Genomic DNA, 22110 nt, shown 5'->3' with positions numbered 1-22110 from the left:
CTTATCTTGGGCGAAGTTATGTTTCGGCGGCGTCGGCTTGATGGGAGATGAAGAGCTTCCGCCGGAACCAGAAGGCGACATTGACCAAGGCGATCATGACGGGCACTTCAACCAGGGGTCCGATGACCGCGGCAAAAGCCACCCCGCTGCCGATCCCGAAGACGGCAACGGCCACGGCAATCGCCAGTTCAAAATTGTTGCTGGCGGCAGTGAAGCTCAGCGTGACGCTCTGTTTGTAATCCGCTCCCACTGCTTTGCCCATGAGGAAACTAACGAAGAACATGATGACGAAGTAGATGGTGAGTGGCACGGCGATGCGCAGCACATCAAAGGGGAGCTCGACGATCTTTTCACCCTTGAAGCTGAACATCAGGACGATGGTAAAGAGCAGTGCGATGAGCGTAAGAGGGCTGATTTTCGGGATGAATTTGTTCTCGTACCATTCTCGGCCTCTTAGTTTTACCCCGACAAAGCGCGTCAACATCCCGGCGATGAAGGGGACGCCCAGATAAATGAAAACACTCTTGGCAACCTCGCCCATGGTGATGGCGACCACGCTGCCTTCGAACCCAAAGACCTCGGGCAAAAATGTGATGAAAACCCAGGCGTAGAGGCTAAAAAAAAGAATTTGAAAGAGGCTGTTAAAGGCCACCAGTCCGGCCGCGTATTCGTTATCACCTTCCGCGAGTTCATTCCAAACGATGACCATGGCAATACAGCGGGCCAGACCGATCAGGATGACGCCGGTCATGTATTCCGGATAGTCCTGGAGAAAGAGAATCGCCAGTAGGAACATGAGCGCCGGGCCGATGATCCAGTTTTGCGCGAGTGAAAGTCCCAGCACCTTGAGATTTCGAAAGACACGCGGCATTTCCTCGTAGCGCACTTTCGCCAGCGGCGGATACATCATCACGATCAGGCCAATGGCGATGGGAATGTTGGTCGTGCCGACTTTGAACCTGTCCAGGAAGTCTTCCGCGCCTTCGAAAAGTACGCCGATGGTGACCCCGGCAGCCATCGCCAGAAAAATCCACAAAGTGAGAAAACGGTCGAGAAACCCAAGTTTCTTGGCGCAAGGGGTGCAGGCGCTGTTGGTATTCGAGGCTGTTGTTTTCATCGTCTTAAGCGGTCATTCCTTCACGGTAACCGGCGGCGTAGGCCTCGAAGACAAGTTTGATCTCGTCGCGAATACGCCGGAAGGCGTCGAGTTCGCTCTCGCCCTCACGCTGAGCGTGAGGCGGGTCTTCAAAGCCCCAGTGGTAACGCGTGATCTTTCCGGGAAAGGCCGGGCAGGCCTGGTCAGCGTTGCCGCAGACGGTGATGACGGTGTCGATCCCCGCGTTGAGATAGAGGTCAAGGTGCTCGGACTTATGGCCGGAAGCATCGATGCTGATTTCCTTGAGCGCTTCAATCGCCAGTGGATGGACTTCGCCCTTAGGCTTGGAGCCGGCACTGAAGACCTCGAAGAGGTCGCCGGCGGCGGCGCGTAGAATACCTTCAGCCATGTGGCTGCGGCAGGAGTTTCCGGTGCAGAGGATGAGGACTTTTTTCATGGGTTTGTGGGATGCGAGATACGAGATACGAGATACGGGATGCGGGATACGGGATGCGTTGTGAGATATGGGGTGGGAGGGGAACCGCGTGAAGCGTAGCTTTTTTACGCGGCGGGATGTTATTCGTTGTAGATAGCTGGGTCTTCGTTGATTTGGTCGTTGTGTTGTGCTTCGACTGACGTGATGAAGCGATTGAGTTTGCCACCTAGTTGGTTGAGTCGGAGGTGTAGCTTTTCATAAAGAGCTTCATTTTTAAGAGAACTTGTTTCCCATAGGATTTCCAAATGGTCGATGGTTTCGTCGCAGGAAGCGTGTGCGTAGGTGAGGAATCGAATGAAGTCCTGCTTGTAGCGCCGCCGTCCGTAGCCCTCGACGATATTTGAGCGAACCGATTTCATGGATCGTCGTATTTGCGAGGCCTCTTCATAGGCTTCACGCTTAGGAAGTTCGCGAAAACTCATCTGGTGAATCTCGATGACCAACTCGCGCGCTATCTGCCAAATCTGTAAATCCTTATAACTCATCGTATGTTTTAACCCGTATCCCGTATCCCGTATCCCGTATCCCGTATCCCGCATCTCGTATCAAAGGAACTGCGCCAAGAGATTCAGGAGATATCCGGTAAAGATGATCGCGACGGTGGTGATGCCGAAGTAGATCGCGATCAGTTGCAGGCGCATGGTGCGTCGCAGCATGATGGCTTCGGGGAGGCTGAGTGCCGCCATGGCCATCATGAAGGCGAGGGCGGTGCCGAGTGGGATACCTTTCTGGAAGAGGACGACGGCAATCGGCACAATGGCGGCGCAGCTGCCGTACATGGGCACGCCTAGAACGGTGGCGATGGGCACGGAGAAGATGCCGGTGGCCTCCATCAAGCCGTGAATGGTTTCCTGCGGGATGTAGTTGTGGATAAAAGCACCGATGCCGACGCCGACTATCACCCAGAGCCAGATCTGCCGGATGACACTGACCGCCTCGTCCCAACCGTAGCGCAAACGGCTGGCGAAGGTGTGCTCAATGATCTCCGAGTCGCTGTGGGCCGCGGCGATGATGTCACGCTCCAGATGCTTCTCCAATTTGAGCTTACCAAGTACGGCTCCTGCGAGGGTGCCGATGAGCAACCCGCTTCCCACGTAGGCAACGGTCACCGGCAGGCCGAACTCACCGACCATGAGGATGACGAGATATTCGTTGATGATCGGGGAGGTAATGAGGAAGGAGAAGGTCACTCCCAGGGGGACACCGGCTTTGAGCAGGCTGATGAAAATCGGGATCGACGAGCAGGAGCAAAAGGGCGTAATTGCACCAAAGAGGGCGGCGACGAAATTTCCCCAGAGGCCACCCCGGCCCATCCAATTTTTCAGACGGTCTTCGGGCAGCCAGGTGCGAACCACGCCGATGGCAAAAATCATCACCGCCAGCAGCAGGAAGATTTTTACCGTATCGTAGATGAAAAAATGCAGCGCCCCCCCGATCCGGGTCTCCGGGTCGAGTCCCAGCAGTTGATAGGTGAGCAGGTCGGCGAGTGCTTCAAGCATGGTCATTTATCGTGATGCAAGATCCGGGATGCGGGTGGCGGGATACGCGATACGGGACGCGGGATAAATTTAAAATAATGGATCGAATTGCTAGACCGGGCGTAGGTGGATTCACGCTCCATCACGGATCACGGATCACGGATCACGGATCACGACTAGCAGCACTTGCCGCCCTTGCCGTCGTTATCGCCACAGCAGCTGCTTTTGGCTTTTTCGTCGGCTTGCGCTTTCATGGATTGGTCCAGCTTTGTGAAGATACGCTTGAAGAAGCCGGACTTTTCCTGGCTGTTATCGTGTGACTTTTTATCGGTTTGTTCTTTTTCGCTCATGGTTTTGAAGTGTTTTTGAGATGCGAGATACGGGATAGGGTTTGATTGTTGTAGGCAGCGACTTATCGGATCATACGACTCGGCTCTCGCATCCCGGATTAACAGCAGCCGATGGTTTCGCAGACTGGGGAGGGGCAATCAGACGGCTGCTTCGTCAATTGCTTGACCAGTTTTTCGCGGGCTTTGAGGTCGGTCTTAAGTTCGTGGCATTCCTCACATTCTGCTTCACGCAGATAAGTTAGGTTGGCATGGAGCAATCCGTCGACGGGTTCGCGGAGGCGGTAAATCATCCAGGTGCCCTCACGTTCGGCCGCGATAAGTCCCGCCTGTTTCAGGATGGCGAGCTGCTTGGATATCTTCACCTGCGGCGCGTCCAGAATCTCCTGCAGGTGACAGACGCAAAGCGGGCCGGCATCCAGAAGATTGAGGATGCGTAGGCGCTGTGGGTCGGCCATACATTTGAGAAGATGTGATGCGGGCATGGTTTTATATTCTTAAATTAGTATATACTGTCAATAGTATATAAGAGACTTCTTTATTTTTATTCTGGCGGGATATTGAACGGCTGTGCTTATCTCCTGTCTGTTCCATTAACGTGACGATACTCCAGCCGATGAGCCTTACCTTTTTCTTAGATTCTTTTCTGATCCAAGCCGCTTCCGGGCCGAATGTGTTTACCTATTTCGCCCAGTCCAATTTTGCCGGGAAGGTCGTCATCTTTATTCTGGGCATCTGCAGTATTATTGCCTGGACCGTGATGCTGGGAAAATATCTGGATCTCTCGAAACTCCGTTCGCAGAACCGCCGCTACGAGCGTGTCCTGAGTAAGGAATCGCAATTGCTTGCGCTCGACCCCGAACGTCCGGGGCGTGGTAGTGGCCCGTATTACAACATCGTACGCGAAGCGATCGAGGCGTTTTACCGTTATGGTGACGATGTCGGTTCGGCCGACACGCATCGGGCGACGCTCCGGATGGGGCACGTGGAAAACGCGCTGCAGCGTGGCGTGGCCGACCAGATTATCCGCTATGAGGCAAAGATGGTCGTACTTGGCTCGATTGTGACCGGGGCGCCTTTCCTCGGCCTGCTCGGTACGGTTTGGGGTGTGATGGATGCCTTTGGCGGTATGGCCGGTGCGGGCTCGGCCAGCTTGCAAAGCCTGGCACCGGGAGTCTCGGGTGCTTTGCTCACGACCGTGGCCGGTCTGGTGGTGGCGATTCCTTCCGTCTTTGGTTACAACTACCTCCTGCAGCAGACCAAGATCTCGGTGGTCGAACTGGAGAACTTTGCCAGTACCGTGGCTGACCGCATCGAGCTCGAATCACAAGCCGCTTCGAATTAGAAACCACTCTCACCTTAACGTTCACTCTCACTCCTAAGCGTGGCCCGAAAATTTCATCGCAGAGACCGGCTTTCCGCCCTGACTGAGATCAACGTGACCCCGTTGATCGACCTGGCCTTTGCCTTGCTGATCATCTTCATGATCACCACGCCTCTCTTGGAGCAGACCATCGAAGTCAACCTGCCGGTAGAGGCGGCCAAGAGTCAGCCCGACGACCGCGAGGACTTTCAGAGCATTTCCATCAATCAAGCCGGTCTTTACTACTGGGGCGAGGATCAGGTTAGTCAACAGCAGCTGGGTGATCTACTCGATACCATGGCCATGGATCCGGCACCGCCCGTGCTCAGTATTCGTGCGGACTCCACCTTGCCCTACCAGAAAGTGATTACGGTCATCGATATGATCAAGCAGCGGAAGCTCTCCAAGATCAGTTTGGATACCAAGGTTGAATAATGAAGTTGCCCAAAGACCAGCCTTTTTGGACCTCGGTGATTCTGCATCTCGTCGTGCTGGTCGCACTTTTTCTCGCCACGATTATTGAGACGTTGAAGCCCAAGGAGAAGCCGCACGTTTTCGAAATGGTCACTCCGGCGGCCCAGCAGCAAGCCGTTGAAACACCGGTTGAAACACCGCCTGCGCCGGAGATTCCCATGCCGGACTTGCCGTCGGTTCCCGAGGTCGCGGAAGTGCCCAAGCCCGTGGATACACCGCCGGAACCGGCACCGCGGACACCGTCCCCACCCAAGCCCAAGGTCCTTTCCTATGAAGAGTTCTTGAAAAAGAATCCGATTCGCGAACCCAAGCCCCGCCAAGTCCAGCAGAGAAAACCGGTTGAAGCGCCCCGGATCGAAGTGCCCAAACTGGTGGTGCCATCAAATCCGCCGACGTCTGCTTCCCGCCCACAACCACTCACGCAACAACAGATGTCCGCACTGGGGACCTACAGCGCCAAGTTGCGCACCCGCATCGATGCGGCCTGGGCCAAGCCCGCCAGCCTCGCCGGAGTGCGGGTCGCGGCCACAGTGGTCTTTGATGTCTCGGCCACGGGGCGGGTGACCAATGCCCGCCTGCAGCCGGGCTCCGGTAACAGCGCCTTCGACCAGTCTGTCTTGGCGGCCTTCCGCAAAGTCGTGTCCGCCGGCCCCACACCGACCGGGCAAGGGCACAGTTTCACCATGACCTTCCGGATGACGGATTAGGGTTTGTCCGTAGCACAGGCGTCTCGCCTGTGTTAATTCGGAGGGCTCAGTATGCTTCGAAACAGCCGAGACGGCTGTTCTACGGGTCAAGGATTAATCCAGAGATCGCACCATCGCCTCAAAGGCCTTGCCGTAGGCGATAAAGCTGTCGTAGCACTGCTGCCAGTCGGGCTCCTGGCCGTCCTGAACGTGGAAGACCGTGGCGACGTGCGGCTCGATGGCGAAGCCGCCGTTATAGCCGTCCGCCTTCATTTCTTTGAGCGTTTCCAAAAGCCGGGCCTGACCTTCGCCCGGCATGGTGTATTTTTCCGGTTCCGTACTGCCTTCCGGCGGATTCAGGCAGTCCTTCACGTGGACATGCGCGACATGCGCTTTGACCGCTCGGTAAAATTCCAGCGCATCCTGCCAGGGGTGGGGCTCCGGCTTGGAGCGGTCCCGGGTAAAGACCGGGTTTCCGGTATCAAAGACCAGTTTAAGGCCCGGAACCTCCTCAACCAGACGTAAGGTGTGCTCGGCGGAAAAGCCGCCGTAGTTTTGACAGTTCTCGTGAACCGCCTGAAGCCCGGCACCCTCAAATCGTTTTACAATTTCACGCAGTCGGCGAAAGCGTTCCGTGTCCTGCTGGTTCTCGCCCCAGGGCTCCATGGCATAGGACATGATGCGGACGCAATTGGTATTCAGCCGCTTCATGCGGGGAATGGCGCGATCGATCTCGGCCAGCGTGATGTCGAAATCCGAGGAAATCGGCTTGGCCCAATTGCCAATCAGCGATCCGAACTCGACCACTTGAATGCCGGCCTCGTCCAGTTGGTCGGCCGCCTGCCTAAAATCATCCTCCGAGAGCTCGTGAATGTTGGTCCCGCCGATGGATCGGGCGGAGAGATGGGTCCAGCCCAGTTCCTTACATGCTTTTATCTGGGTCGCCAGGTCCTTGCCGGCTTCGTCGGTAAATCCACTTAGTTGCATCTTACGGAGATAACGGACCTGATTCCTGTGTCGCAAGGTCAAATTATAGGTCCTCGCAGCGCAGAATGCTTGACATCAAGACAAAAGTGCTTTTCTACATATTTCATGACTAAGATTTACCAGCATTCGGGCACGCACCTGTTCCTTCTTTTCTGGAAAGCTTCCCATGCGGTCATGCGCTATGACCAGGCTGGTATCAACAATGCGGGCTTCAGCTCCCTGACGGATTTTGCGGTGCTGGAAGTCCTGCTCCACAAGGGCTCACTCCCGGTGAACACTATCGGTGAAAAGGTCCTTTTGACCAGTGGTTCCATCACCACGGCGGTGGATCGGCTGGAGCGGAAGGGCTTGGTCAAGCGGGAGAAAAGTGAACTCGATCGGCGTGTGGTTTTGGTTCACTTAAGCGAGTCAGGGCGTGAGCTCATTACGAAGGCTTTTGCCGAACACGCAGCTAATCTGGATCAACTTTTCGAGGTCTTTAACGATGAAGAACGGGCCCAGTTTGCCAAGCTGTGCCGTAAGCTTGGCGGCTACGCGGAGAAAATGACCCAGTAGTGCAAGAATTTAAGCTAATACCTCTACATCAAGATGAATAACCCAATTAAGCAACTGACCCGCTCGGCAGAGCGGATGCACACGAGAATCGACTGGCTCGATAGTCGGCACAGTTTTTCCTTTGGCAGCCATTATGATCCGGAACGCATGGGCTTCGGTCCCCTACGGGTGGTCAACGACGACCGGGTGGCACCCGGTGGCGGGTTTCCGCCCCATCCTCACCGAGATATGGAGATAGTGAGTATCGTGCTCGAGGGCGAGTTGGAGCATAGGGACAGTTTGGGCAACGGAGGCATCATCCAGGCCGGAGAACTCCAATACATGAGTGCAGGCAGTGGGGTGCGGCACAGTGAATTCAACCCGTCAAAGGACAAACCGGTCCATTTTCTTCAAATATGGATCGAGCCTAGTGCAAAGGGATTGGAACCGCGTTATGCCGACCAGCCGATCATTGGCGAGCAGGTAAACCAGTGGCGCCTCATCCTCTCGTCCGATGGACGCGACGGTGCCATGGCGATACGCCAGGATCTGGAACTGCGGACCGTGCAGCTCACGGCGGGGGCTTCGATCAAGTATCGTCCCGCGTCTGTCGACCGCGGCCTCTGGCTTTTCGTATTGGCGGGGAAGATTACTGTGGCAGCGGAAGCTTTATCGGAAGGCGACTCCCTGGCCTTGACGGGCCTCGACAAACTTGAACTTCGGCAGAGCGGGCAAGACGTTTCCAAAATATTGCTCTTCGATTTGCCGATCACCTCAGGCTAAGGGAATCACTCATAATTGTCGTTTCATCGTTGGCTCACATTAAAAATAACTCGAAAAACCTAGGTAGCCTGCTCGAGTCGCCTGCCCTCAGTATAAACGATACCGCTTGCCCGATGCGGGTCGCACAGCTAAAGCGGTGCGACTACGTTGAAAAAAACGGACCTTCCCCATTCAAAGCAAACCAATCATCAACACGACTACACCATGGCACAATTTCCCAACGAAGAAGGCGCTGACGGCTCTTTCGAACGTCAACCGGACGAATTCCGCGATTGGGTGGAAACCCCCGAAGCCGGACGCTACCACCTCTATGTCTGCAAGGCCTGCCCCTGGGCGCACCGGGCTTGGCTGACACGCAATCTGATGGGGCTGGCGGAGGTGGTCAGCGTGAACTTCGTGGATCCCATTCGCGACGAAAAGGGCTGGGCCTTTCGGGAGGGGGAGGGACATGGCCTGGACGATGTCGAGGGCTTCGATTATCTTTCTGAAGCCTATGAGAAGACCGATCCCGATTTTGACGAGCGTGTCACTGTCCCGGTGCTTTGGGATAAGCAGGCCAAGCGTATCGTCAATAATTCGGAGGACGACATCTGTGAGATGTGGGCCGGGGTCTTCAAGCCCTTGGCCCAGCGTCCGGTGGACCTTTTCCCCGAGGACCTGAAGTCAGAACAGGCCGCTCTCAGTCAGGAAATTTACGAAAACGTGAACAACGGGGTATACGAAGCCGGCTTCGCTTCGAGCCAGAGCGCTTATGAAGATGCCTTCCGAAAACTCTTCGACACGCTGGAGAAACTTGAAGGGCGACTCGCTGGCGGTGGCCCCTATCTCTTCGGCGACCGCATCGTTGAGACCGACTACCGCCTCTTCTGTACTCTGGTGCGTTTCGATGCGGTTTATTTCGGTCATTTCAAATGCAACCTGAAGCGCATTACGGATTATCCCGCCCTGCAGACTTATCTGGAAAAGATTTATCATTCCCCGGGCATAGCGGAGACGGTAAACTTCAATCAAATCAAGCGACATTACTATTACACGCACGACGATTTGAACCCGTCCCGTATTGTGCCTGCCGGTCCTGAACTCGGCTGGGTGTAATCAGTTGGGCGCGAATCGGCTCTCGGCCTGTTCCCGGTAAGAGGGTTCCGCGGTCGCCGAAGGATTCAGGAACTCGCTTGCATTGATCCGAATAAGAGCGCATGCTTATAGCAAGTATAAGCGCGGTTCATCCGCGTAACATCATCACACTCACCCATCGCAACGAGCCCCATCGCAAACCAATGAAAGATAATAAACCATCACCCCACCGCATCATTCTTATCGCTCTCCTCGGATTCAGTCTACTCGGCACGAGCGGCTGCATGTTTTTAGCCGGCGCGGCTGCTGGCGCTGGTGCCGCAACCGCGATTGATCACGAAGATGATGATCTCGATTAATTGAAAAAGAAACGATCCACACATCCTAAAAAGTAAGAAAAATAGATGAAAAAATATCTGACACTACTCGCTGCACTGACTGCGGTTCTGGCACTCATGGGTTGTAACACGCTCGACGGCGTGGGCGAAGATCTGGAAGACGCCGGCGAAAGCATGCAAGAGGCGGCCGATTAATCCGCTGGGCATCAATTTTAATTTGAGGCGGAGCGAGAGCTCCGCCTTTTTTATGCCGCGGTAGGATCGCCCGTGGTTAATAATAGACAGCCGGGGCGATCTGGATTTTTTTTGAGCTATGCGGATTTCCGAACAGGACTTGCAACTCATCGAAAAGTACAACCGGCCGGGGCCGCGCTATACCAGTTACCCGCCGGCCAATCATTTCCGTGAGTACCAGGACCCGGCACCGCTGCTGACTTCCGTGGAATCCGGCGAGGCGCCGCTATCGCTCTATTTCCATCTGCCCTTTTGTGAAACGCTCTGCTGGTTCTGCGGCTGTCACATGATCCCCACGCTCGATCGCAATCGGGCGACCGACTATCTGGACTTGTTGGAGAAAGAGCTCGAACTTTTCGCGCGGCATCACCGCGCGGACCGCGAAGCGGTTCAACTACACTTCGGCGGGGGCACGCCCAACTTTTTCGGGCCCGAGCAAATCGACCGCCTGGCGGCGATGATTGACCAGCATTTCAAATTTACGCCCGACGCGGAAAAATCGGTGGAGCTGGATCCCCGTCGTTTGAGCCCCGAGCATGTCGAGGCCTTTGCCCGGATGGGCCTGACCCGTGCATCGTTTGGTGTGCAGGACAGTAACCCCGAAGTGCAAAAGGTTATCCATCGGGAGCAGCCGCAGGCAATGAACGTGGCGGCGATGGAAACATTACGGGCCAACGGGTTTGACTCCGTCAACATCGACCTGATTTACGGGCTGCCGCTGCAGACCCCGGAGAGTTTCGATCAGACGCTGGATCAGGTTCTGGAGCTGAAGCCGGATCGTTTTGCCATCTTTAACTACGCGCATGTGCCCTGGATGCGGCCGGCGCAGAAAATTCTGGAAAAAGCGGGCCTGCCCGATGCGCGCACAAAGCTCGAACTGCTTAAGCTCTGTATCGAACGGCTGACCCGCGAGGGCTATGTCTATATCGGAATGGACCACTTTGCCTTGCCGGATGACGAGTTGGTCGTCGCACAGCGTGAGTGCTCACTGCAGCGGAACTTCCAAGGCTACAGCACGCGTGCCGGCGTCGAGATCTGCGGTTTCGGGATCTCCAGCATCTCGCAAGGCGCGGACAGCTACCGCCAGAACGTAAAGGACATCGAGAGTTACCGCGCGATGGTCGAGTCCGGGCGTCTGCCGGTGGCTAAGGGCTACGAGCTGACCGACGAAGATAAATTGCGGGCCGATGTCATCATGCGCCTGATGTGTGATCTTTCCCTGAACTACGCACAAATGTCGGCGAAGTGGGACATTGATTTCCAGGAGCACTTTGCCGGTGCTCTGGACCAGCTCAAGGAGCCCGCCAGCGACGGCTTGCTCGATTTCACGGCTGAGGGACTGGACGTGACCGAGCGGGGCCGCCTTTTCATCCGGAATCTCGCGATGTGCTTCGACGCCTATCTCGAGCCGGCAACCGAAGGACGGTACTCGCGGACGGTGTAGGCCGAAACAACCTAGAGGTTGCGCTTGCGCATGCCACTGCGGCGCATGAACCATGCAACTCTCAGGATTTAAGAGCACCTTTTAAGCTGTGCTCCCGCCGGGGCTTATTCATTTGTCTTCAGGGGGTATATTGACCCCGTTGGAGTACCGCCTTTAGGCGGTTTTTGAGCCGAGGTGGGGCCGCATGAATGCGGAACGCTAACAAAACCCGCTTAATGAATAACCCCTGGTCCTCCCGTGCTTTTCGGGGCATCGCCTGAACGGCGATCCGGGCATGCGCAAGCACAGCCCCTACGGACATAGGCGCAACAAAGCGTATGTTCTATACCGAAAACCCCAGCGCTTCCTCGTCAAAGTCCATCTTGGCGACGCGGGTCGCCGGTCCGGTCATGCGGACGGCGAAGTCGTCGCCGATGGTGATGCCGATCTTGCCGCCCGGCATGTGCACGGTGATTTCCTTGTCGCAGAGACCGATGCGATGGGCGACGGCGGCCGAGGCGCTGCTGCTGGAGCCGGAGGCAAGTGTGTAGCCGGCACCACGTTCCCATATCTCGATCTCGATATTGTTGCGGTCAATTACCTTGAGGAATTGCACGTTGGTGCGGTTCGGGAAAAGGGAATGTTTTTCAATGACGGCACCGTCTTTACAGGCGAGTTCTTTGCTGATTTCCGGCTGCGGGATGACGCAGTGCGGGTTGCCGATATCGGCAATGTAAGCGGTGTATTCGGTGCCGTTGATGTCGAGCTTCTGCCCAATGTTGTGATCGGCCTGTTCGGGGCCGTCGACCGGGATGTGGTCCATGCCGAAGTTGACCTTACCCATGTCGACCGTGATGGACTCCGCATTGTCCGCGATCTTGCAGGTAACAACGCCGCCCGGGGTGTCCACCGTAAAGGCTTCGTTTTTAACCAGGCCCGCATCAAAGAGATAACGCGCGAAGATGCGCAGACCGTTGCCGCTCTTTTCCGCCTCAGAGCCATCCGGATTGAGAATGCGCAGGCCGAAGTCGGCCTTATCCGTGTCGAGCGGACCGTAAAGGATGCCGTCCGAGCCCAGCCCGAAGTTGCGGTGGCAAATCCGGACGATGCCGGCTTCGTCCGGCAGGTCGCCGTCCTTGGGATTGAGAACAAGGTAATCGTTACCGAGAGCGTGATATTTGCTGAATTGCATGTTCGTATGTAGTTAAGTGGTTAAGTGGTCCGTGGCGAGTTTTGCTTCCGATAGGACAGGTACAACCAACAACTCAACGACGCAACAACCCACCACTCAACCACTAACTTCCCTTCACCCCCACTTCCAGGGGCCGCGAGGGATCACCGGCTAGATGGACGGTTTGTGTGGGGAAGGCAAAGTCGATTCCGGCCTCGTTGAAGCGCTCGAGGATCTGCATGTTGATGCGCTCCGTCAGGGCGAGATAGTCCCACCACAGCGCCGGGTGATACCAGTAAATGCAGAAGAGATTCAGCGCGGAGTTTTGAAACTCGTTAAAGAAGACCCGGGGTGGAAATTCGGGGTCCATGCCTTCGTGGTCTTTCATGATCTCCTCGAGAATAGCTTTGGCTTCGGCTACCTTGGCGGGAGGGGTGTCGTAGGTGATGGTGATGTTAAAGATCCGCCGGATATGCGGCCGCTTGGTGACATTCTCGATCGACTTATTGGCCAGTTCTCCGTTGGGGATCGTAACCAGGTGACCGGTCAGCGTTCGAACCCGGGTCGAGCGCATGCCGACGGTCTCGACTGTACCGTCGGTGCTGTCGACGACGATACGGTCACCGACTTCAAAGGGCCGGTCGGCCAGAAGCACCATGGAGCCGAAAAGATTTTTAATCGTATCCTGCGCTGCGAGAGCGAAGGCCAGGCCGCCGATGCCGAGACCGGCCAGAATCGAGGTGATCTCCTTACCGCTGAGAATCTGGGCAATTTGCACCACCGTCAGAACAACAATAGTCGCGATCAGGCTCTTCGAAACGATGGGGGCGAGCATATCATCCAGCTTGCTCTCCGTTTGCCCGGCCCGCTGGGTCATCCAGGCTTTGGGGGCATCGACCAGACAGATCGCGGTCCAGGAAATCGCCAGGGTCACGACGATCGCGACACAGGTGCCGACCAGCTCACTCGCACCATTGAGAACGAGCAAGCTGGTGCCGGCGGCGAGGCCCAGGGCAAAAGCGAGAAAGGGAGCGGCCCGTCCAATCGCCCCGAGGGTCGCTGCGATGATCGGGCGCGGCTCGCGCAACTGTTCTGCCCGGCGGGAGAGTATAAACTTCAGCAGCTTACCGGCGGTAAAGCCGACGAGCAGGAGGCCAAACAGTCCGGTGATGCGCCAAAGGGTATTCCCCGCCACAATCTCCGTATTCATAAACTCGCTCAGATTCATATGACCCTATATGCAGCAAATAAGGGACCAAATGGTCAAATTTCATTTTTGCGGTTTTTTATGGCCTGAAAGGGGCAGAGGTGTATTTTCCCACCTTTTCTCAATTTCAAACACCATGGAAAGCACGCCAAATATATTAGCCACACGTTATGCCTCCGGCGCAATGCGGGGAGTCTGGAGCGCCGAAGGTCGGGTCGCTCTTGAACGCGATTACTGGATTGCCGTGTTGCGTGCCCAGAAGGATCTCGGGCTGAACATCCCCGCTGAGGCGGTCGAGGCCTACGAGCGTGTCAAAGGGCAGATCAACCTTGAGTCGATCAACAAACGCGAGGCCGTCACCCGGCATGATGTGAAGGCCCGGATCGAAGAATTTTGTGATCTTGCCGGCTACGAGCACATTCACAAGGGCCTGACCAGCCGCGACCTCACCGAAAACGTCGAGCAGCTGCAGATTCTGCGCGGTCTGGAAATTCTCCGCACGAAAACCCTGGCGGCGCTGGTCAAACTGGCGGACCGGGCCGAGCAATGGAAGGACTTGGTCATCACCGCCCGCACACACAACGTGCCGGCCCAACCGACCACCTTCGGCAAGCGGCTGGCTATGTTCGGGGAGGACTTGCTCTGCGCCGCCCGCGAGTTGGACCGTATCGTCAATAACTACCCGGTGCGCGGCCTGAAGGGTCCGGTTGGGACTCAAATGGACCTGCTCACCCTGTTTGATGGCGATCTGGAAAAGGTCGACCAACTCGAAAGCCGCATTCTCGATCACCTCGGAGTGGGGGCATCCCTTGAGAATGTCGGGCAGGTCTATCCCCGCGGCTTGGATTTCGAAGTGGTTTCCGTCTTTGTCCGTCTCGCCTCCGGTCCGTCCAGCTTTGCCAAGACATTGCGCATTATGGCCGGTCACGAATTGGCCAGCGAAGGTTTTGCGAAGGGGCAGGTCGGCTCCTCCGCGATGCCGCACAAGATGAACAGCCGTAGCTGTGAGCGCCTCAACGGGTTTGCCGCGATTCTCAAGGGCTACCTCACCATGGCCAGCGAACTTTCCGGCGACCAGTGGAACGAGGGCGATGTCTCCTGCTCCGTCGTGCGTCGCGTCTTTTTGCCCGACAGCTTTTATGCGATCGATGGTCTGCTGGATACGTTTATCACCATCCTGAACCAGATGGAGGTCTATCCGGCGGTGATCGATCAGGAAAACCAGCGCTACGGCCCGTTCCTCAGTACCACCACGGTGCTGATGGAGGCCGTCAAAGCCGGTGCCGGCCGTGAAGAAGCCCACGAGGCGATCAAGGAGCACGCCGTGGCCACTGTCCGCGACCTTCGCTCCGGTGTGATTATGCACAACGACCTGGTGGACCGCCTGGCCGCTGACCAGCGCCTGGGCTTAACCGCAGAGAAACTGGCCGCCGTCGTGGCCGATGCCCAGGCCAAGACCGGAATGGCGGCAACACAGGTTGCACAATTTTGCGAAGCGGTCCGTGAGGAAGTGCAAAGCTTCCCCGCTGCCAGCAGCTACGAGCCCGGGGCAATTCTTTAAGTATTGCGTTCGGAAAGAGCAAACGACACACAAACACCACCATCTTTTTAACACCAATAGATTATGTCAGAACAACTTGAAGGAAACTGTCTCGTCGCTCAGTCCGGCGGCCCTACATCAGTCATCAATGCCAGCCTCGCCGGTGTCGTGACCGAAGCGCTCAACCACGAGTGCATCGAAGAAATCTATGGAGGCCTCAACGGTGTGCTCGGTATCCTCAACGAGCAAATCATCGATCTCGCCGCTGAGTCCCAGCAAAATATCCGCGGCCTGCGCTACACGCCCGGCGCCGCACTCGGCACCTGCCGCTACAAGCTTAAGAAGCAGTCGGATTTCGACCGCGTGCTTCAGGTCTTTGAGGCCCACAACATCCGTTATTTCTTCTATGCTGGCGGGAACGACTCCCAGGATACCGCGGATAAAATTGCCAAGCTCGCTCAGGAGCGCGGCTACGATCTCCGCGTCATCGGTATTCCCAAGACGATCGACAACGACCTCGTCACGACAGACCACACGCCCGGCTACGGCAGCGTGATCAAATACATTGCCACCACGGTCAAGGAAATCGCCGCGGATAACGCCGCCATGGGGCAGCACGACCTCGTTCAAATCATCGAAGTGATGGGCCGAAGCGCCGGCTGGATCGCTGCCGGGGCCGCACTGGCCAAGCGCCGTGATGAGCCCAATGCCGCCCCGCACCTCATCTATCTGCCCGAAGTGGCCTTCTCGCAGGAGAAGTTTATTTCCGATGTGCAGCACGTTCTTCAGAAGGAGAAATACTGCGTCGTCGTGGTCGGCGAGGGTCTTGTCGATGCCGACGGAAACTACGTTTCCACCGACAGCGCCGGTGCGGATGCCTTCGGCCACTCCCAACTGGGCGGCGCAGGTGAATATCTCCGCGGACTCGTGGAAGAGGGGCTTCAGGTGAAAGCTCGCTCCGTGAAGCTCGGTATGGCCCAACGCGCCGCCGTGCACTGCTCCTCGCAGGCCGACAACGACGAGGCCTTCATGGCCGGCCAAGCCGCAGTCAAAGCCGCGATCGACGGTGAGTCCGACAAGATGGTCACGCTGCTCCGCGGTGAAAGCGACGGTTACACTTGCGAAACCGGACTCGCTCCGCTTTCCGAGATCGCCAACGGCGTGAAGAAACTGCCCGAGAGCTGGATCAACGAAGACGGCGTCAGCATGAACTACAACTTCTACAAGTATGCGCTGCCACTCATCGAGGGTGAGGTGCAGGTGCCTTACGAAAACGGCGTGCCGAATCTCGTCTCGCTTCGCGCGGAAAAGATCGAGCGTAAACTCGGCGCGCACAGCTTCGAGTAAGTTCAGAGGCCGGAAGACAGAGGCCGAAAATCAGCCCTGTTCAACAGATTTCAAAGTCCCGTCGGTTCGTCCGGCGGGGCTTTTTTTGTAGGGGGCAGCTGTGCGGCACCCGTGAGGCTGGCGGGCTGTGCCGGAACTTGCGCGGTGTTTGCCGAGCGTTCGCGGGCTTCCACGAGGGAAGCCCCTACGTGGCGTCGTTCTCGCTCGCCGGTTCGCTCTCTCCGGCTCTTGCCTTGATCCGGCGTTCGGCTTCAAGAAGGATCTCTTCTGCACCGGCAAACTTGTGGTCGTCCAGGCAGAGCCGCTTCTGCTTGCCCCCTTCTTCGTAGATAGCGTAGGCGATTCCCTTGTTCTTCCACTTTTTTCGGTCGGTCGCGATGATCGAGTCGAGGTCAACTTCCTGGCCGGACGCTCCGATCACGGTGTTGCCCTCGGCTCGAATGCTGAGACGGTGGTTCCACACCACCCAGCCCCCAAAGGTAAGCGAAACGGCGATCAAAAACCAGCCGATCACAAGCTGCTCCTGAATGGCTTCGGGTGTCCGCTCTTTCGGGATTTTTTCACTCACATCGGCCTCGCGGGCATAGCGCTTCCAGGCGATGCGCAATTCCTCGCTCTCTTCGTTCTCCGCTTTCCCGGAATCGAGCATCTCGTCCCGAATCTCGGCGTAGGCTTCGTAGCGTTCCGCTTCCTTCGGCCAGATAATGTAGCCGTCAGTGAGGAACCAGAGAGCGCAACCGAACAGCATAGCGAACATGAACAACATGCGGCGGCGCCATTCTTTGGAGATACGGGCGTGGACTTGCATGGTCATAAGCTGTGCAGGATCGGCCCGGCAAGACAACTTAATTGAAGCAAATTTTTGCCTACGGGCCCTCTGTTATTTGAGCAATTTATCGATCGCCAGGACCGCTTCGCCGAAACGGGCCTCTTCGGTGCCACTGAGTTCGAGGTAAGGAAGGTCCAGCGTCTTCAGGCTCTCCTTGAACTTTCTATGCAGCTCGGCGCGGGCCTCCGGGCTGTCGCGTTGTCCCGGATCGGGTTGCCATGCGATCCCTTCGGGCGAACAGAGCAGGTAGAGCGTATAGTCGCGACTCAAGAAATGTTCGTTCACCCAATCGATTTGCTCACCGAAATAATGATTCGCGTAGAGGATGGAGGAAAGCAGGTTCGTGTCGTGGAGAACAAGCTCGTTCGTCAGTTCCAGTGCATGGTCTTCTACGGCAATCTGCCCCTCGGCAATCGGTTCAAGATCGCTGCGTTCTAGTTCGCGGGAGATGGTATCCACATATTGCCTGACGTATTCAGGGGTCCACGGTTTCCCGTAATAGCCGGAGAGTGCCGTGGCCAGGGTGGTTTTTCCGGTGCATTCCGCACCCGTTATAACGACTCGTATCATTGTTTTGTCTCTTCCAGGCGCTCCAAAAGCTTTTCGTAGCGTTGTTCATTGTTCTTCCATGAGTGGATCGCCGGTGCGATGTTCACTCCCAGGGCCAACATAGTCCCGGTCGTGTAGATGGTTGTTCCATCATCGATTACTCCGAGGACTTTAAATAAAAGGAAAAAGCCGGTGAAAAGACTCACCGCCAGGCAAGAGCGCAGCAGCAGTTTTTGGTAGTAGGCCTTCCGGCCGAGTTGTCGCTTCACACCCCACTCTTTCAGGAATTTTAATTCCGACTTTCTGAGTGGAGTTGCCTGATTAGTGTGTATGCTTCGATTCGCGGGCTTGTAACTTCGATGCTCTTCTTGCTCCGCCCGGGAAAGCCCGACTTCCGGTATCGTCCACTTGAAAGTCTTACTCATCTTGCCCCCTTAAGGAATCAGAGGTTTCCACTCTTTCCAGCCTTTAACGGCCAGAATGATGAACACGCTGAACAGAATAACGCTGGGCCAGGAGGGTCCCTGAATGAAAATACCCAGATAAACCAAATCGGACAGGATCCAGAAGAACCAGGTTTCGATATGTTTGCGGCTCAGCATCCATTGCGCCACGAAGCCACAACAGGTGGCAAAAGCATCCAGATATGGCAGGTTGGCCTCTCTCCCCGATCCGAGCCACCAGCCGATGCCGAGGGTGCCAAGCAGCAGGAAGAGTCCGACCAGCGGGCAGTGTGCTTTCTTTGTGTGGGTGATGGGGAGTCGGTCCTCGGCCCCTTCCTTGTTCCGTGCCCATTTCCAAAAGCCATAGAGGGAAATCGCGATGAAGGCGATGTTCATTCCCATGAACGCGTGCAAGCCGTAGTCGTAGCTGATATAGACGTAGCAGCTGTAGCAGGTAATGAAACAGGGCCAGGCAGCGATCTTTTCTTTGATACTCAGCCAGACACCGCTTATGCCGACAACCATCGCCAGCCACTCGACCGGTGAGGTCTCGGCAAGTTGATTGAAGAACTGGTCGAGCATTAGAGGAGAGGCTAAAATGAAGCGTTCATGCCTGACTTCGTGGAGTGCCGGTTGGTCGGACGCCCACCAAAAAGGTTTGGTGTGTCATCTTCGGGGCACGATCGCAACAGGCGCCCGGCAAGCGGCACAGCAGAGCGACCTCCTTCATTAATCCGCGTCGTAGATTTTTACCGTTTCCCAGAAGTCTTTGTATTTGCCAATGAACTCCTGGTGAATCGGGTCGGCCTGATAGGCGTCGTGCGAGGGGATGTCCTTAAGGATAACGGTTAGGCAGATATCATAACTACTGTCGATCACCGGGCGGTCCGGCGTGGCAGAGGCCGTGCCGACGTAAACCGCCTCCGCACTGTCGATCTTTTGCAGGCTTTCAACGCCTTTGCGGAAATCCGCTTTTTGCGCCTCATCGAGGTCTTCTTTGAGCCAGAATAATACAGTGTGAACAAGCATGGCAGATATGAATGTATAAAGGTGTGAAAGTGTGAAGGTAAAAAGTGAGTCGGCCGGAGTGGCGTTGTCGGAGGGCGGACATTCTTGTCCGCCTGTGCTTCACGCAGCAGGCCTTACAATCAGTACAGGAATGTACTGCCCCACCATTAAACCCTGAGCGCCCGGCAGCAGGCGGGGTGTGGCCGAAGTATTTCAGCCCCCGGGCTGCTCAGGAGGGAATCCTGCGAGGATGGAACTGACGATTTTTTGCACTTCGGCTTCATCCGGGGCGCTCCAGCCGAGTCGCTTGACGTAAGCCCCGCGCCAAACCAGCTGCTTGCTCGCACGGTCCACGATGTTGATCAGGAAGGTGCCCTCTTCGTATTCATCGATGTCGAGGTGCCGGCCGGAGTAGCCGTAGTAAGGATGTCGGCGGAACGGCGGCGGACCAAAATCGTTAATTTCGGTCCGTGTTTTTGTGACCGTATTGAAGGTCACCCGAAAATCCGGGTTCGCGGAAACGGACTCGAAGCCCTTGGCGGTTAATTCCCTCTGGATGGCACGCTCGATACGGCGATCCACGATCGGGCTGAGGACAACATCCTGATAATTGCTGCGCGTCTCCCGGCTATCAATCGTGAACGTTTTGTAGTTCGACATCTCCTCCAGCGCCGCCTGTTCGTAGTCGTAACTGGTCGGGCTGATGCAGCCGGGGAGAACAGCGAGCACGAGCAGAAATGCGGGCAGAACAAATGTTTTCATAGCTGATCACTAGCGGATTTCCCGGAATTGGCAACGCCGCATGTTAATCCGCGGATCGATGTGGGCCGCTTGATGTAGAACAGGCGTCTCGCCTGTTTTCACGACGGACTGGCGAATGATTGTCAAAGTTCCGAGAAAGCCTCCCGGGAACGCTGACCTCCGGATCTGCCTCAAAAGCGCATCAGAGCAGACAAGGCTGTTCGATAAACTCCCATTCGAGCCCGAACTTCTCCGCCACTTCGGCGGCCAGTGCCTTTACCCCGAAAACCTCCGTCGCATAATGTCCGCAGGGGTAGAGGTTAAGCCCAAGTTCCTGAGCCATATTGAAATGATGCTGGCGCAGTTCTCCCGTGATCAGAGTGTCCAGGCCGTTGGCTTTGAGGTGGGGCACCGCACTCTGACCGCTACCGGTAAGAATGCCAATGCGCTCGGGCTTCTCGCTTCCGTATTCAATTCCCTGATACGTGTCGGGGAAGAGCGCCTTTAATTTTTCGGAGAGTTCCGCGCGCCCGTTTGCGGGCCCGCTCGCAATGGTTGCCATGTCATTGCCCTCGTAAGCGAGGAAAGAGCCGAGGCGCTCCAAGCCGAGTTCTTTCGCGAGAAGTGCATTGTTCCCGATTTCGGCATGGCAGTCGAGCGGCAGGTGGGCGCCATAAACCGCCAGGTTGCCATCGATTGCCGTCTTCACCTTTTCGTAGCGAATTCCGGTGAGCGGCACCGGGGGCGACCAGAACATTCCGTGGTGGCAGATGAGAAAATCAATCTTCGCGGCTATCGCGGCTTCGAAGGGCCGCTGTCCGGCATCGACGGCGGCACCGATCTTCGTCACCTCGCCAATGTTCTCCACCTGTAAGCCGTTGCAGGCTCCGTCGAAGTCCTTGATCTCCGACTTGCGTACACGCTGGTCGCAGAATTCTACTATATCAGTCAGTTTGGCCATAGAGAAAGGGTGGGAGCGGATGCGGTGAGAGTGAAGAGGAAATTTAAGTTAAAAATGAGTTGAACCGTGAATGGGCGTTAATGAATCTGCGTTTAAAATGGAGCAACGTTCAGGTTTTATATCTTTTCCCTAAGTCCTAAAGGAGTATGACGACTCAACCACTCACGACTCAACCACTCACGACTCAACCACTCACGACTCAACCACCCAACAACGGCATGCCCGATTACGAAACACGTTTTAGTGCGATTGGCCGACTTTACGGAGTCGATGGCTTGGCGCGCCTTCGTGAGGGTCACGTCTGCGTGGTCGGGCTCGGCGGTGTCGGCTCCTGGGTGGTGGAGGCCCTGGCCCGTTCGGGGATCGGCTCGCTGACGCTCGTCGATATGGACGAGGTCTGCCTGAGTAATGTGAACCGTCAGATTCATGCCATGGACGGCACGATCGGCCGGACCAAGGCTTCGGCCCTGGCCGAACGCGTGAAGCACATCGCGCCCGAGTGCGAGGTGACTTGCGAGGAGGTCTTTTTCACCGAGAAGACGATGGATCGCCTGTTGGCCCCGCAATACGACTACATCGTCGACGCCATCGACGCGACCAAGCACAAATGCCTGCTTATTGCCGAGGCGCGCAAACGCGGGCTCAAGCTCATCACCTGCGGCGGGGCCGGCGGATGTATTGATCCCGCGCGGATCAGGATTCAGGACCTTTCCCGCACCATTAACGACCCGCTGCTCCTGCAGGTGCGCAAAAAGCTCCGCCGCGAATACGGCTTCCCCAGACTTTCCCGCCAGAAGTTTAAGGTCGACTGTGTCTATTCCGACGAACTGCCGGTCTATCCCCAAGCCGATGGTTCGGTGGCCTGCGAGCGGGAGCCGGGTACCGACTACCGGTTGAATTGCGATGCCGGTTTTGGCTCGGCGACTTTCGTTACCGGGGCGGTAGGGTTTTTCCTCGCTGCGGAGGTGGTCAAACGGATCGCACTTTCTGAATGATTTACC

The 22110-nt window shown here is 56.4% G+C and carries 28 protein-coding genes; 12 read left to right on the top strand and 16 right to left on the bottom strand.

Annotated elements, in window-relative coordinates; genetic code table 11:
- Positions 1 to 16 precede the first annotated feature (16 nt).
- From arsB to DDZ13_RS00560, 6 genes are all read right to left on the bottom strand, one after another.
- Positions 17 to 1117 carry an ACR3 family arsenite efflux transporter gene (gene arsB / locus DDZ13_RS00580; RefSeq protein ID WP_110129476.1) on the bottom strand — a complete coding sequence of 367 codons (1101 nt, stop codon included), beginning with the start codon at positions 1115 to 1117 and terminating at the stop codon, positions 17 to 19.
- 4 nt (positions 1118 to 1121) lie between these two features.
- Positions 1122 to 1553 (bottom strand): arsenate reductase ArsC, encoded by a 432-nt coding sequence (locus tag DDZ13_RS00575; RefSeq protein ID WP_110129475.1) that lies wholly within the window; start codon positions 1551 to 1553, stop codon positions 1122 to 1124.
- Between the two features lie 119 nt (positions 1554 to 1672).
- The gene (locus DDZ13_RS00570; protein WP_110129474.1) at positions 1673 to 2077 is read right to left on the bottom strand and encodes a four helix bundle protein; all 405 of its coding nucleotides are present in this window, start codon (positions 2075 to 2077) and stop codon (positions 1673 to 1675) included.
- 60 nt (positions 2078 to 2137) lie between these two features.
- Positions 2138 to 3091 (bottom strand): permease, encoded by a 954-nt coding sequence (locus DDZ13_RS00565; RefSeq protein WP_158279714.1) that lies wholly within the window; start codon positions 3089 to 3091, stop codon positions 2138 to 2140.
- 155 nt (positions 3092 to 3246) lie between these two features.
- Positions 3247 to 3420 (bottom strand): hypothetical protein, encoded by a 174-nt coding sequence (locus DDZ13_RS15400; RefSeq protein ID WP_158279713.1) that lies wholly within the window; start codon positions 3418 to 3420, stop codon positions 3247 to 3249.
- 98 nt (positions 3421 to 3518) lie between these two features.
- Positions 3519 to 3902 carry an ArsR/SmtB family transcription factor gene (locus DDZ13_RS00560; RefSeq protein ID WP_110129472.1) on the bottom strand — a complete coding sequence of 128 codons (384 nt, stop codon included), beginning with the start codon at positions 3900 to 3902 and terminating at the stop codon, positions 3519 to 3521.
- A gap of 188 nt (positions 3903 to 4090) precedes the next feature.
- On the opposite strand from DDZ13_RS00560, the gene DDZ13_RS00555 reads away from it, so the two are divergent.
- The 3 genes from DDZ13_RS00555 to DDZ13_RS00545 are packed head-to-tail and all read left to right on the top strand — an operon-like array spanning position 4091 to position 5961.
- Entirely contained in the window at positions 4091 to 4762 is a 672-nt protein-coding gene (locus DDZ13_RS00555; RefSeq protein ID WP_233246045.1) for a MotA/TolQ/ExbB proton channel family protein, read from the top strand.
- A gap of 39 nt (positions 4763 to 4801) precedes the next feature.
- Positions 4802 to 5215, top strand: coding sequence for an ExbD/TolR family protein (locus tag DDZ13_RS00550; protein WP_110129470.1), 414 nt, complete (start codon positions 4802 to 4804; stop codon positions 5213 to 5215).
- A complete protein-coding gene (locus DDZ13_RS00545; protein ID WP_110129469.1) occupies positions 5215 to 5961 on the top strand; it encodes a TonB family protein in 747 nt (248 codons plus the stop codon). Before DDZ13_RS00550 ends, DDZ13_RS00545 begins: the two co-directional genes overlap by 1 nt.
- A gap of 93 nt (positions 5962 to 6054) precedes the next feature.
- Here the strand turns inward: DDZ13_RS00545 and DDZ13_RS00540 are convergent, their stop codons facing one another.
- Positions 6055 to 6927, bottom strand: coding sequence for a sugar phosphate isomerase/epimerase family protein (locus DDZ13_RS00540; RefSeq protein WP_110129468.1), 873 nt, complete (start codon positions 6925 to 6927; stop codon positions 6055 to 6057).
- A gap of 105 nt (positions 6928 to 7032) precedes the next feature.
- Between DDZ13_RS00540 and DDZ13_RS00535 the strand changes: the two genes are divergently transcribed.
- The 6 genes from DDZ13_RS00535 to hemN all read left to right on the top strand — a co-directional run bounded on the left by DDZ13_RS00535 (position 7033) and on the right by hemN (position 11334).
- Positions 7033 to 7482, top strand: coding sequence for a MarR family winged helix-turn-helix transcriptional regulator (locus DDZ13_RS00535; protein WP_110129467.1), 450 nt, complete (start codon positions 7033 to 7035; stop codon positions 7480 to 7482).
- A gap of 33 nt (positions 7483 to 7515) precedes the next feature.
- Positions 7516 to 8244: a pirin family protein gene (locus DDZ13_RS00530; RefSeq protein WP_110129466.1), complete on the top strand. Its 729-nt coding sequence runs from the start codon at positions 7516 to 7518 to the stop codon at positions 8242 to 8244.
- A 204-nt stretch (positions 8245 to 8448) separates the two neighbouring features.
- Positions 8449 to 9339, top strand: a complete 891-nt coding sequence (locus tag DDZ13_RS00525; protein ID WP_110129842.1) for a glutathione S-transferase family protein — start codon at positions 8449 to 8451, stop codon at positions 9337 to 9339.
- A gap of 101 nt (positions 9340 to 9440) precedes the next feature.
- On the top strand, positions 9441 to 9677 hold the full coding sequence (locus DDZ13_RS15395; protein WP_233246044.1) for a hypothetical protein: 237 nt from the start codon (positions 9441 to 9443) through the stop codon (positions 9675 to 9677).
- A gap of 45 nt (positions 9678 to 9722) precedes the next feature.
- Positions 9723 to 9851 carry an entericidin A/B family lipoprotein gene (locus DDZ13_RS15580; RefSeq protein ID WP_110129465.1) on the top strand — a complete coding sequence of 43 codons (129 nt, stop codon included), beginning with the start codon at positions 9723 to 9725 and terminating at the stop codon, positions 9849 to 9851.
- Between the two features lie 118 nt (positions 9852 to 9969).
- Positions 9970 to 11334, top strand: a complete 1365-nt coding sequence (hemN, locus tag DDZ13_RS00515; RefSeq protein WP_110129464.1) for an oxygen-independent coproporphyrinogen III oxidase — start codon at positions 9970 to 9972, stop codon at positions 11332 to 11334.
- Positions 11335 to 11656: 322 nt separating this feature from the next.
- Here the strand turns inward: hemN and dapF are convergent, their stop codons facing one another.
- A complete protein-coding gene (gene dapF / locus DDZ13_RS00505) occupies positions 11657 to 12505 on the bottom strand; it encodes a diaminopimelate epimerase (protein ID WP_110129462.1) in 849 nt (282 codons plus the stop codon).
- Positions 12506 to 12608: 103 nt separating this feature from the next.
- Positions 12609 to 13694, bottom strand: a complete 1086-nt coding sequence (locus DDZ13_RS00500) for a mechanosensitive ion channel family protein (protein WP_158279711.1) — start codon at positions 13692 to 13694, stop codon at positions 12609 to 12611.
- A 133-nt stretch (positions 13695 to 13827) separates the two neighbouring features.
- Between DDZ13_RS00500 and purB the strand changes: the two genes are divergently transcribed.
- Positions 13828 to 15252, top strand: a complete 1425-nt coding sequence (gene purB, locus DDZ13_RS00495) for an adenylosuccinate lyase (protein ID WP_110129460.1) — start codon at positions 13828 to 13830, stop codon at positions 15250 to 15252.
- Positions 15253 to 15315: 63 nt separating this feature from the next.
- Positions 15316 to 16578, top strand: coding sequence for a 6-phosphofructokinase (locus DDZ13_RS00490; protein ID WP_110129459.1), 1263 nt, complete (start codon positions 15316 to 15318; stop codon positions 16576 to 16578).
- A gap of 184 nt (positions 16579 to 16762) precedes the next feature.
- On the opposite strand, the gene DDZ13_RS00485 is transcribed toward DDZ13_RS00490, so the two are convergent.
- From DDZ13_RS00485 to DDZ13_RS00455, 7 genes are all read right to left on the bottom strand, one after another.
- Positions 16763 to 17386: a hypothetical protein gene (locus DDZ13_RS00485; RefSeq protein WP_146209182.1), complete on the bottom strand. Its 624-nt coding sequence runs from the start codon at positions 17384 to 17386 to the stop codon at positions 16763 to 16765.
- A 72-nt stretch (positions 17387 to 17458) separates the two neighbouring features.
- Positions 17459 to 17977: an AAA family ATPase gene (locus DDZ13_RS00480; protein WP_110129457.1), complete on the bottom strand. Its 519-nt coding sequence runs from the start codon at positions 17975 to 17977 to the stop codon at positions 17459 to 17461.
- The gene (locus DDZ13_RS00475) at positions 17974 to 18381 is read right to left on the bottom strand and encodes a hypothetical protein (protein ID WP_110129456.1); all 408 of its coding nucleotides are present in this window, start codon (positions 18379 to 18381) and stop codon (positions 17974 to 17976) included. Before DDZ13_RS00475 ends, DDZ13_RS00480 begins: the two co-directional genes overlap by 4 nt.
- 9 nt (positions 18382 to 18390) lie before the next feature.
- Positions 18391 to 18981, bottom strand: a complete 591-nt coding sequence (gene pnuC / locus DDZ13_RS00470; RefSeq protein ID WP_110129455.1) for a nicotinamide riboside transporter PnuC — start codon at positions 18979 to 18981, stop codon at positions 18391 to 18393.
- Between the two features lie 147 nt (positions 18982 to 19128).
- Positions 19129 to 19428, bottom strand: coding sequence for a Dabb family protein (locus DDZ13_RS00465; protein WP_110129454.1), 300 nt, complete (start codon positions 19426 to 19428; stop codon positions 19129 to 19131).
- A 192-nt stretch (positions 19429 to 19620) separates the two neighbouring features.
- Positions 19621 to 20169: a DUF4136 domain-containing protein gene (locus DDZ13_RS00460; RefSeq protein ID WP_110129453.1), complete on the bottom strand. Its 549-nt coding sequence runs from the start codon at positions 20167 to 20169 to the stop codon at positions 19621 to 19623.
- A gap of 181 nt (positions 20170 to 20350) precedes the next feature.
- Complete coding sequence (locus tag DDZ13_RS00455) at positions 20351 to 21109, bottom strand: Nif3-like dinuclear metal center hexameric protein (RefSeq protein WP_110129452.1); 759 nt, start codon at positions 21107 to 21109, stop codon at positions 20351 to 20353.
- A 146-nt stretch (positions 21110 to 21255) separates the two neighbouring features.
- On the opposite strand from DDZ13_RS00455, the gene DDZ13_RS00450 reads away from it, so the two are divergent.
- Positions 21256 to 22104 (top strand): tRNA threonylcarbamoyladenosine dehydratase, encoded by an 849-nt coding sequence (locus DDZ13_RS00450; protein ID WP_233246043.1) that lies wholly within the window; start codon positions 21256 to 21258, stop codon positions 22102 to 22104.
- The last annotated feature ends 6 nt before the right edge of the window (positions 22105 to 22110 follow it).

It is taken from the genome of Coraliomargarita sinensis (assembly GCF_003185655.1).
Classification (GTDB): domain Bacteria; phylum Verrucomicrobiota; class Verrucomicrobiia; order Opitutales; family Coraliomargaritaceae; genus Coraliomargarita_B; species Coraliomargarita_B sinensis.
This window is presented reverse-complemented; position numbering and strand designations above follow the sequence as displayed.

Coding starts and splice junctions, on each gene's coding strand:
- DDZ13_RS00565 (WP_158279714.1), bottom strand. CDS start 3,091: ATGCTTGAAGCACTCGCCGACCTGCTCACCTATCAACTGCTGGGACTC.
- DDZ13_RS00485 (WP_146209182.1), bottom strand. CDS start 17,386: ATGCAAGTCCACGCCCGTATCTCCAAAGAATGGCGCCGCCGCATGTTG.
- DDZ13_RS00500 (WP_158279711.1), bottom strand. CDS start 13,694: ATGAATACGGAGATTGTGGCGGGGAATACCCTTTGGCGCATCACCGGA.
- DDZ13_RS00525 (WP_110129842.1), top strand. CDS start 8,449: ATGGCACAATTTCCCAACGAAGAAGGCGCTGACGGCTCTTTCGAACGT.
- DDZ13_RS00450 (WP_233246043.1), top strand. CDS start 21,256: ATGACGACTCAACCACTCACGACTCAACCACTCACGACTCAACCACTC.
- DDZ13_RS00465 (WP_110129454.1), bottom strand. CDS start 19,428: ATGCTTGTTCACACTGTATTATTCTGGCTCAAAGAAGACCTCGATGAG.
- DDZ13_RS00530 (WP_110129466.1), top strand. CDS start 7,516: ATGAATAACCCAATTAAGCAACTGACCCGCTCGGCAGAGCGGATGCAC.
- DDZ13_RS00560 (WP_110129472.1), bottom strand. CDS start 3,902: ATGCCCGCATCACATCTTCTCAAATGTATGGCCGACCCACAGCGCCTA.
- DDZ13_RS00460 (WP_110129453.1), bottom strand. CDS start 20,169: ATGAAAACATTTGTTCTGCCCGCATTTCTGCTCGTGCTCGCTGTTCTC.
- DDZ13_RS00545 (WP_110129469.1), top strand. CDS start 5,215: ATGAAGTTGCCCAAAGACCAGCCTTTTTGGACCTCGGTGATTCTGCAT.
- DDZ13_RS15395 (WP_233246044.1), top strand. CDS start 9,441: ATGCTTATAGCAAGTATAAGCGCGGTTCATCCGCGTAACATCATCACA.
- arsB (WP_110129476.1), bottom strand. CDS start 1,117: ATGAAAACAACAGCCTCGAATACCAACAGCGCCTGCACCCCTTGCGCC.
- purB (WP_110129460.1), top strand. CDS start 13,828: ATGGAAAGCACGCCAAATATATTAGCCACACGTTATGCCTCCGGCGCA.
- DDZ13_RS00490 (WP_110129459.1), top strand. CDS start 15,316: ATGTCAGAACAACTTGAAGGAAACTGTCTCGTCGCTCAGTCCGGCGGC.
- DDZ13_RS00570 (WP_110129474.1), bottom strand. CDS start 2,077: ATGAGTTATAAGGATTTACAGATTTGGCAGATAGCGCGCGAGTTGGTC.
- DDZ13_RS00475 (WP_110129456.1), bottom strand. CDS start 18,381: ATGAGTAAGACTTTCAAGTGGACGATACCGGAAGTCGGGCTTTCCCGG.
- DDZ13_RS00540 (WP_110129468.1), bottom strand. CDS start 6,927: ATGCAACTAAGTGGATTTACCGACGAAGCCGGCAAGGACCTGGCGACC.
- pnuC (WP_110129455.1), bottom strand. CDS start 18,981: ATGCTCGACCAGTTCTTCAATCAACTTGCCGAGACCTCACCGGTCGAG.
- DDZ13_RS00480 (WP_110129457.1), bottom strand. CDS start 17,977: ATGATACGAGTCGTTATAACGGGTGCGGAATGCACCGGAAAAACCACC.
- DDZ13_RS15400 (WP_158279713.1), bottom strand. CDS start 3,420: ATGAGCGAAAAAGAACAAACCGATAAAAAGTCACACGATAACAGCCAG.
- DDZ13_RS00455 (WP_110129452.1), bottom strand. CDS start 21,109: ATGGCCAAACTGACTGATATAGTAGAATTCTGCGACCAGCGTGTACGC.
- hemN (WP_110129464.1), top strand. CDS start 9,970: ATGCGGATTTCCGAACAGGACTTGCAACTCATCGAAAAGTACAACCGG.
- DDZ13_RS00575 (WP_110129475.1), bottom strand. CDS start 1,553: ATGAAAAAAGTCCTCATCCTCTGCACCGGAAACTCCTGCCGCAGCCAC.
- DDZ13_RS15580 (WP_110129465.1), top strand. CDS start 9,723: ATGAAAAAATATCTGACACTACTCGCTGCACTGACTGCGGTTCTGGCA.
- dapF (WP_110129462.1), bottom strand. CDS start 12,505: ATGCAATTCAGCAAATATCACGCTCTCGGTAACGATTACCTTGTTCTC.
- DDZ13_RS00535 (WP_110129467.1), top strand. CDS start 7,033: ATGACTAAGATTTACCAGCATTCGGGCACGCACCTGTTCCTTCTTTTC.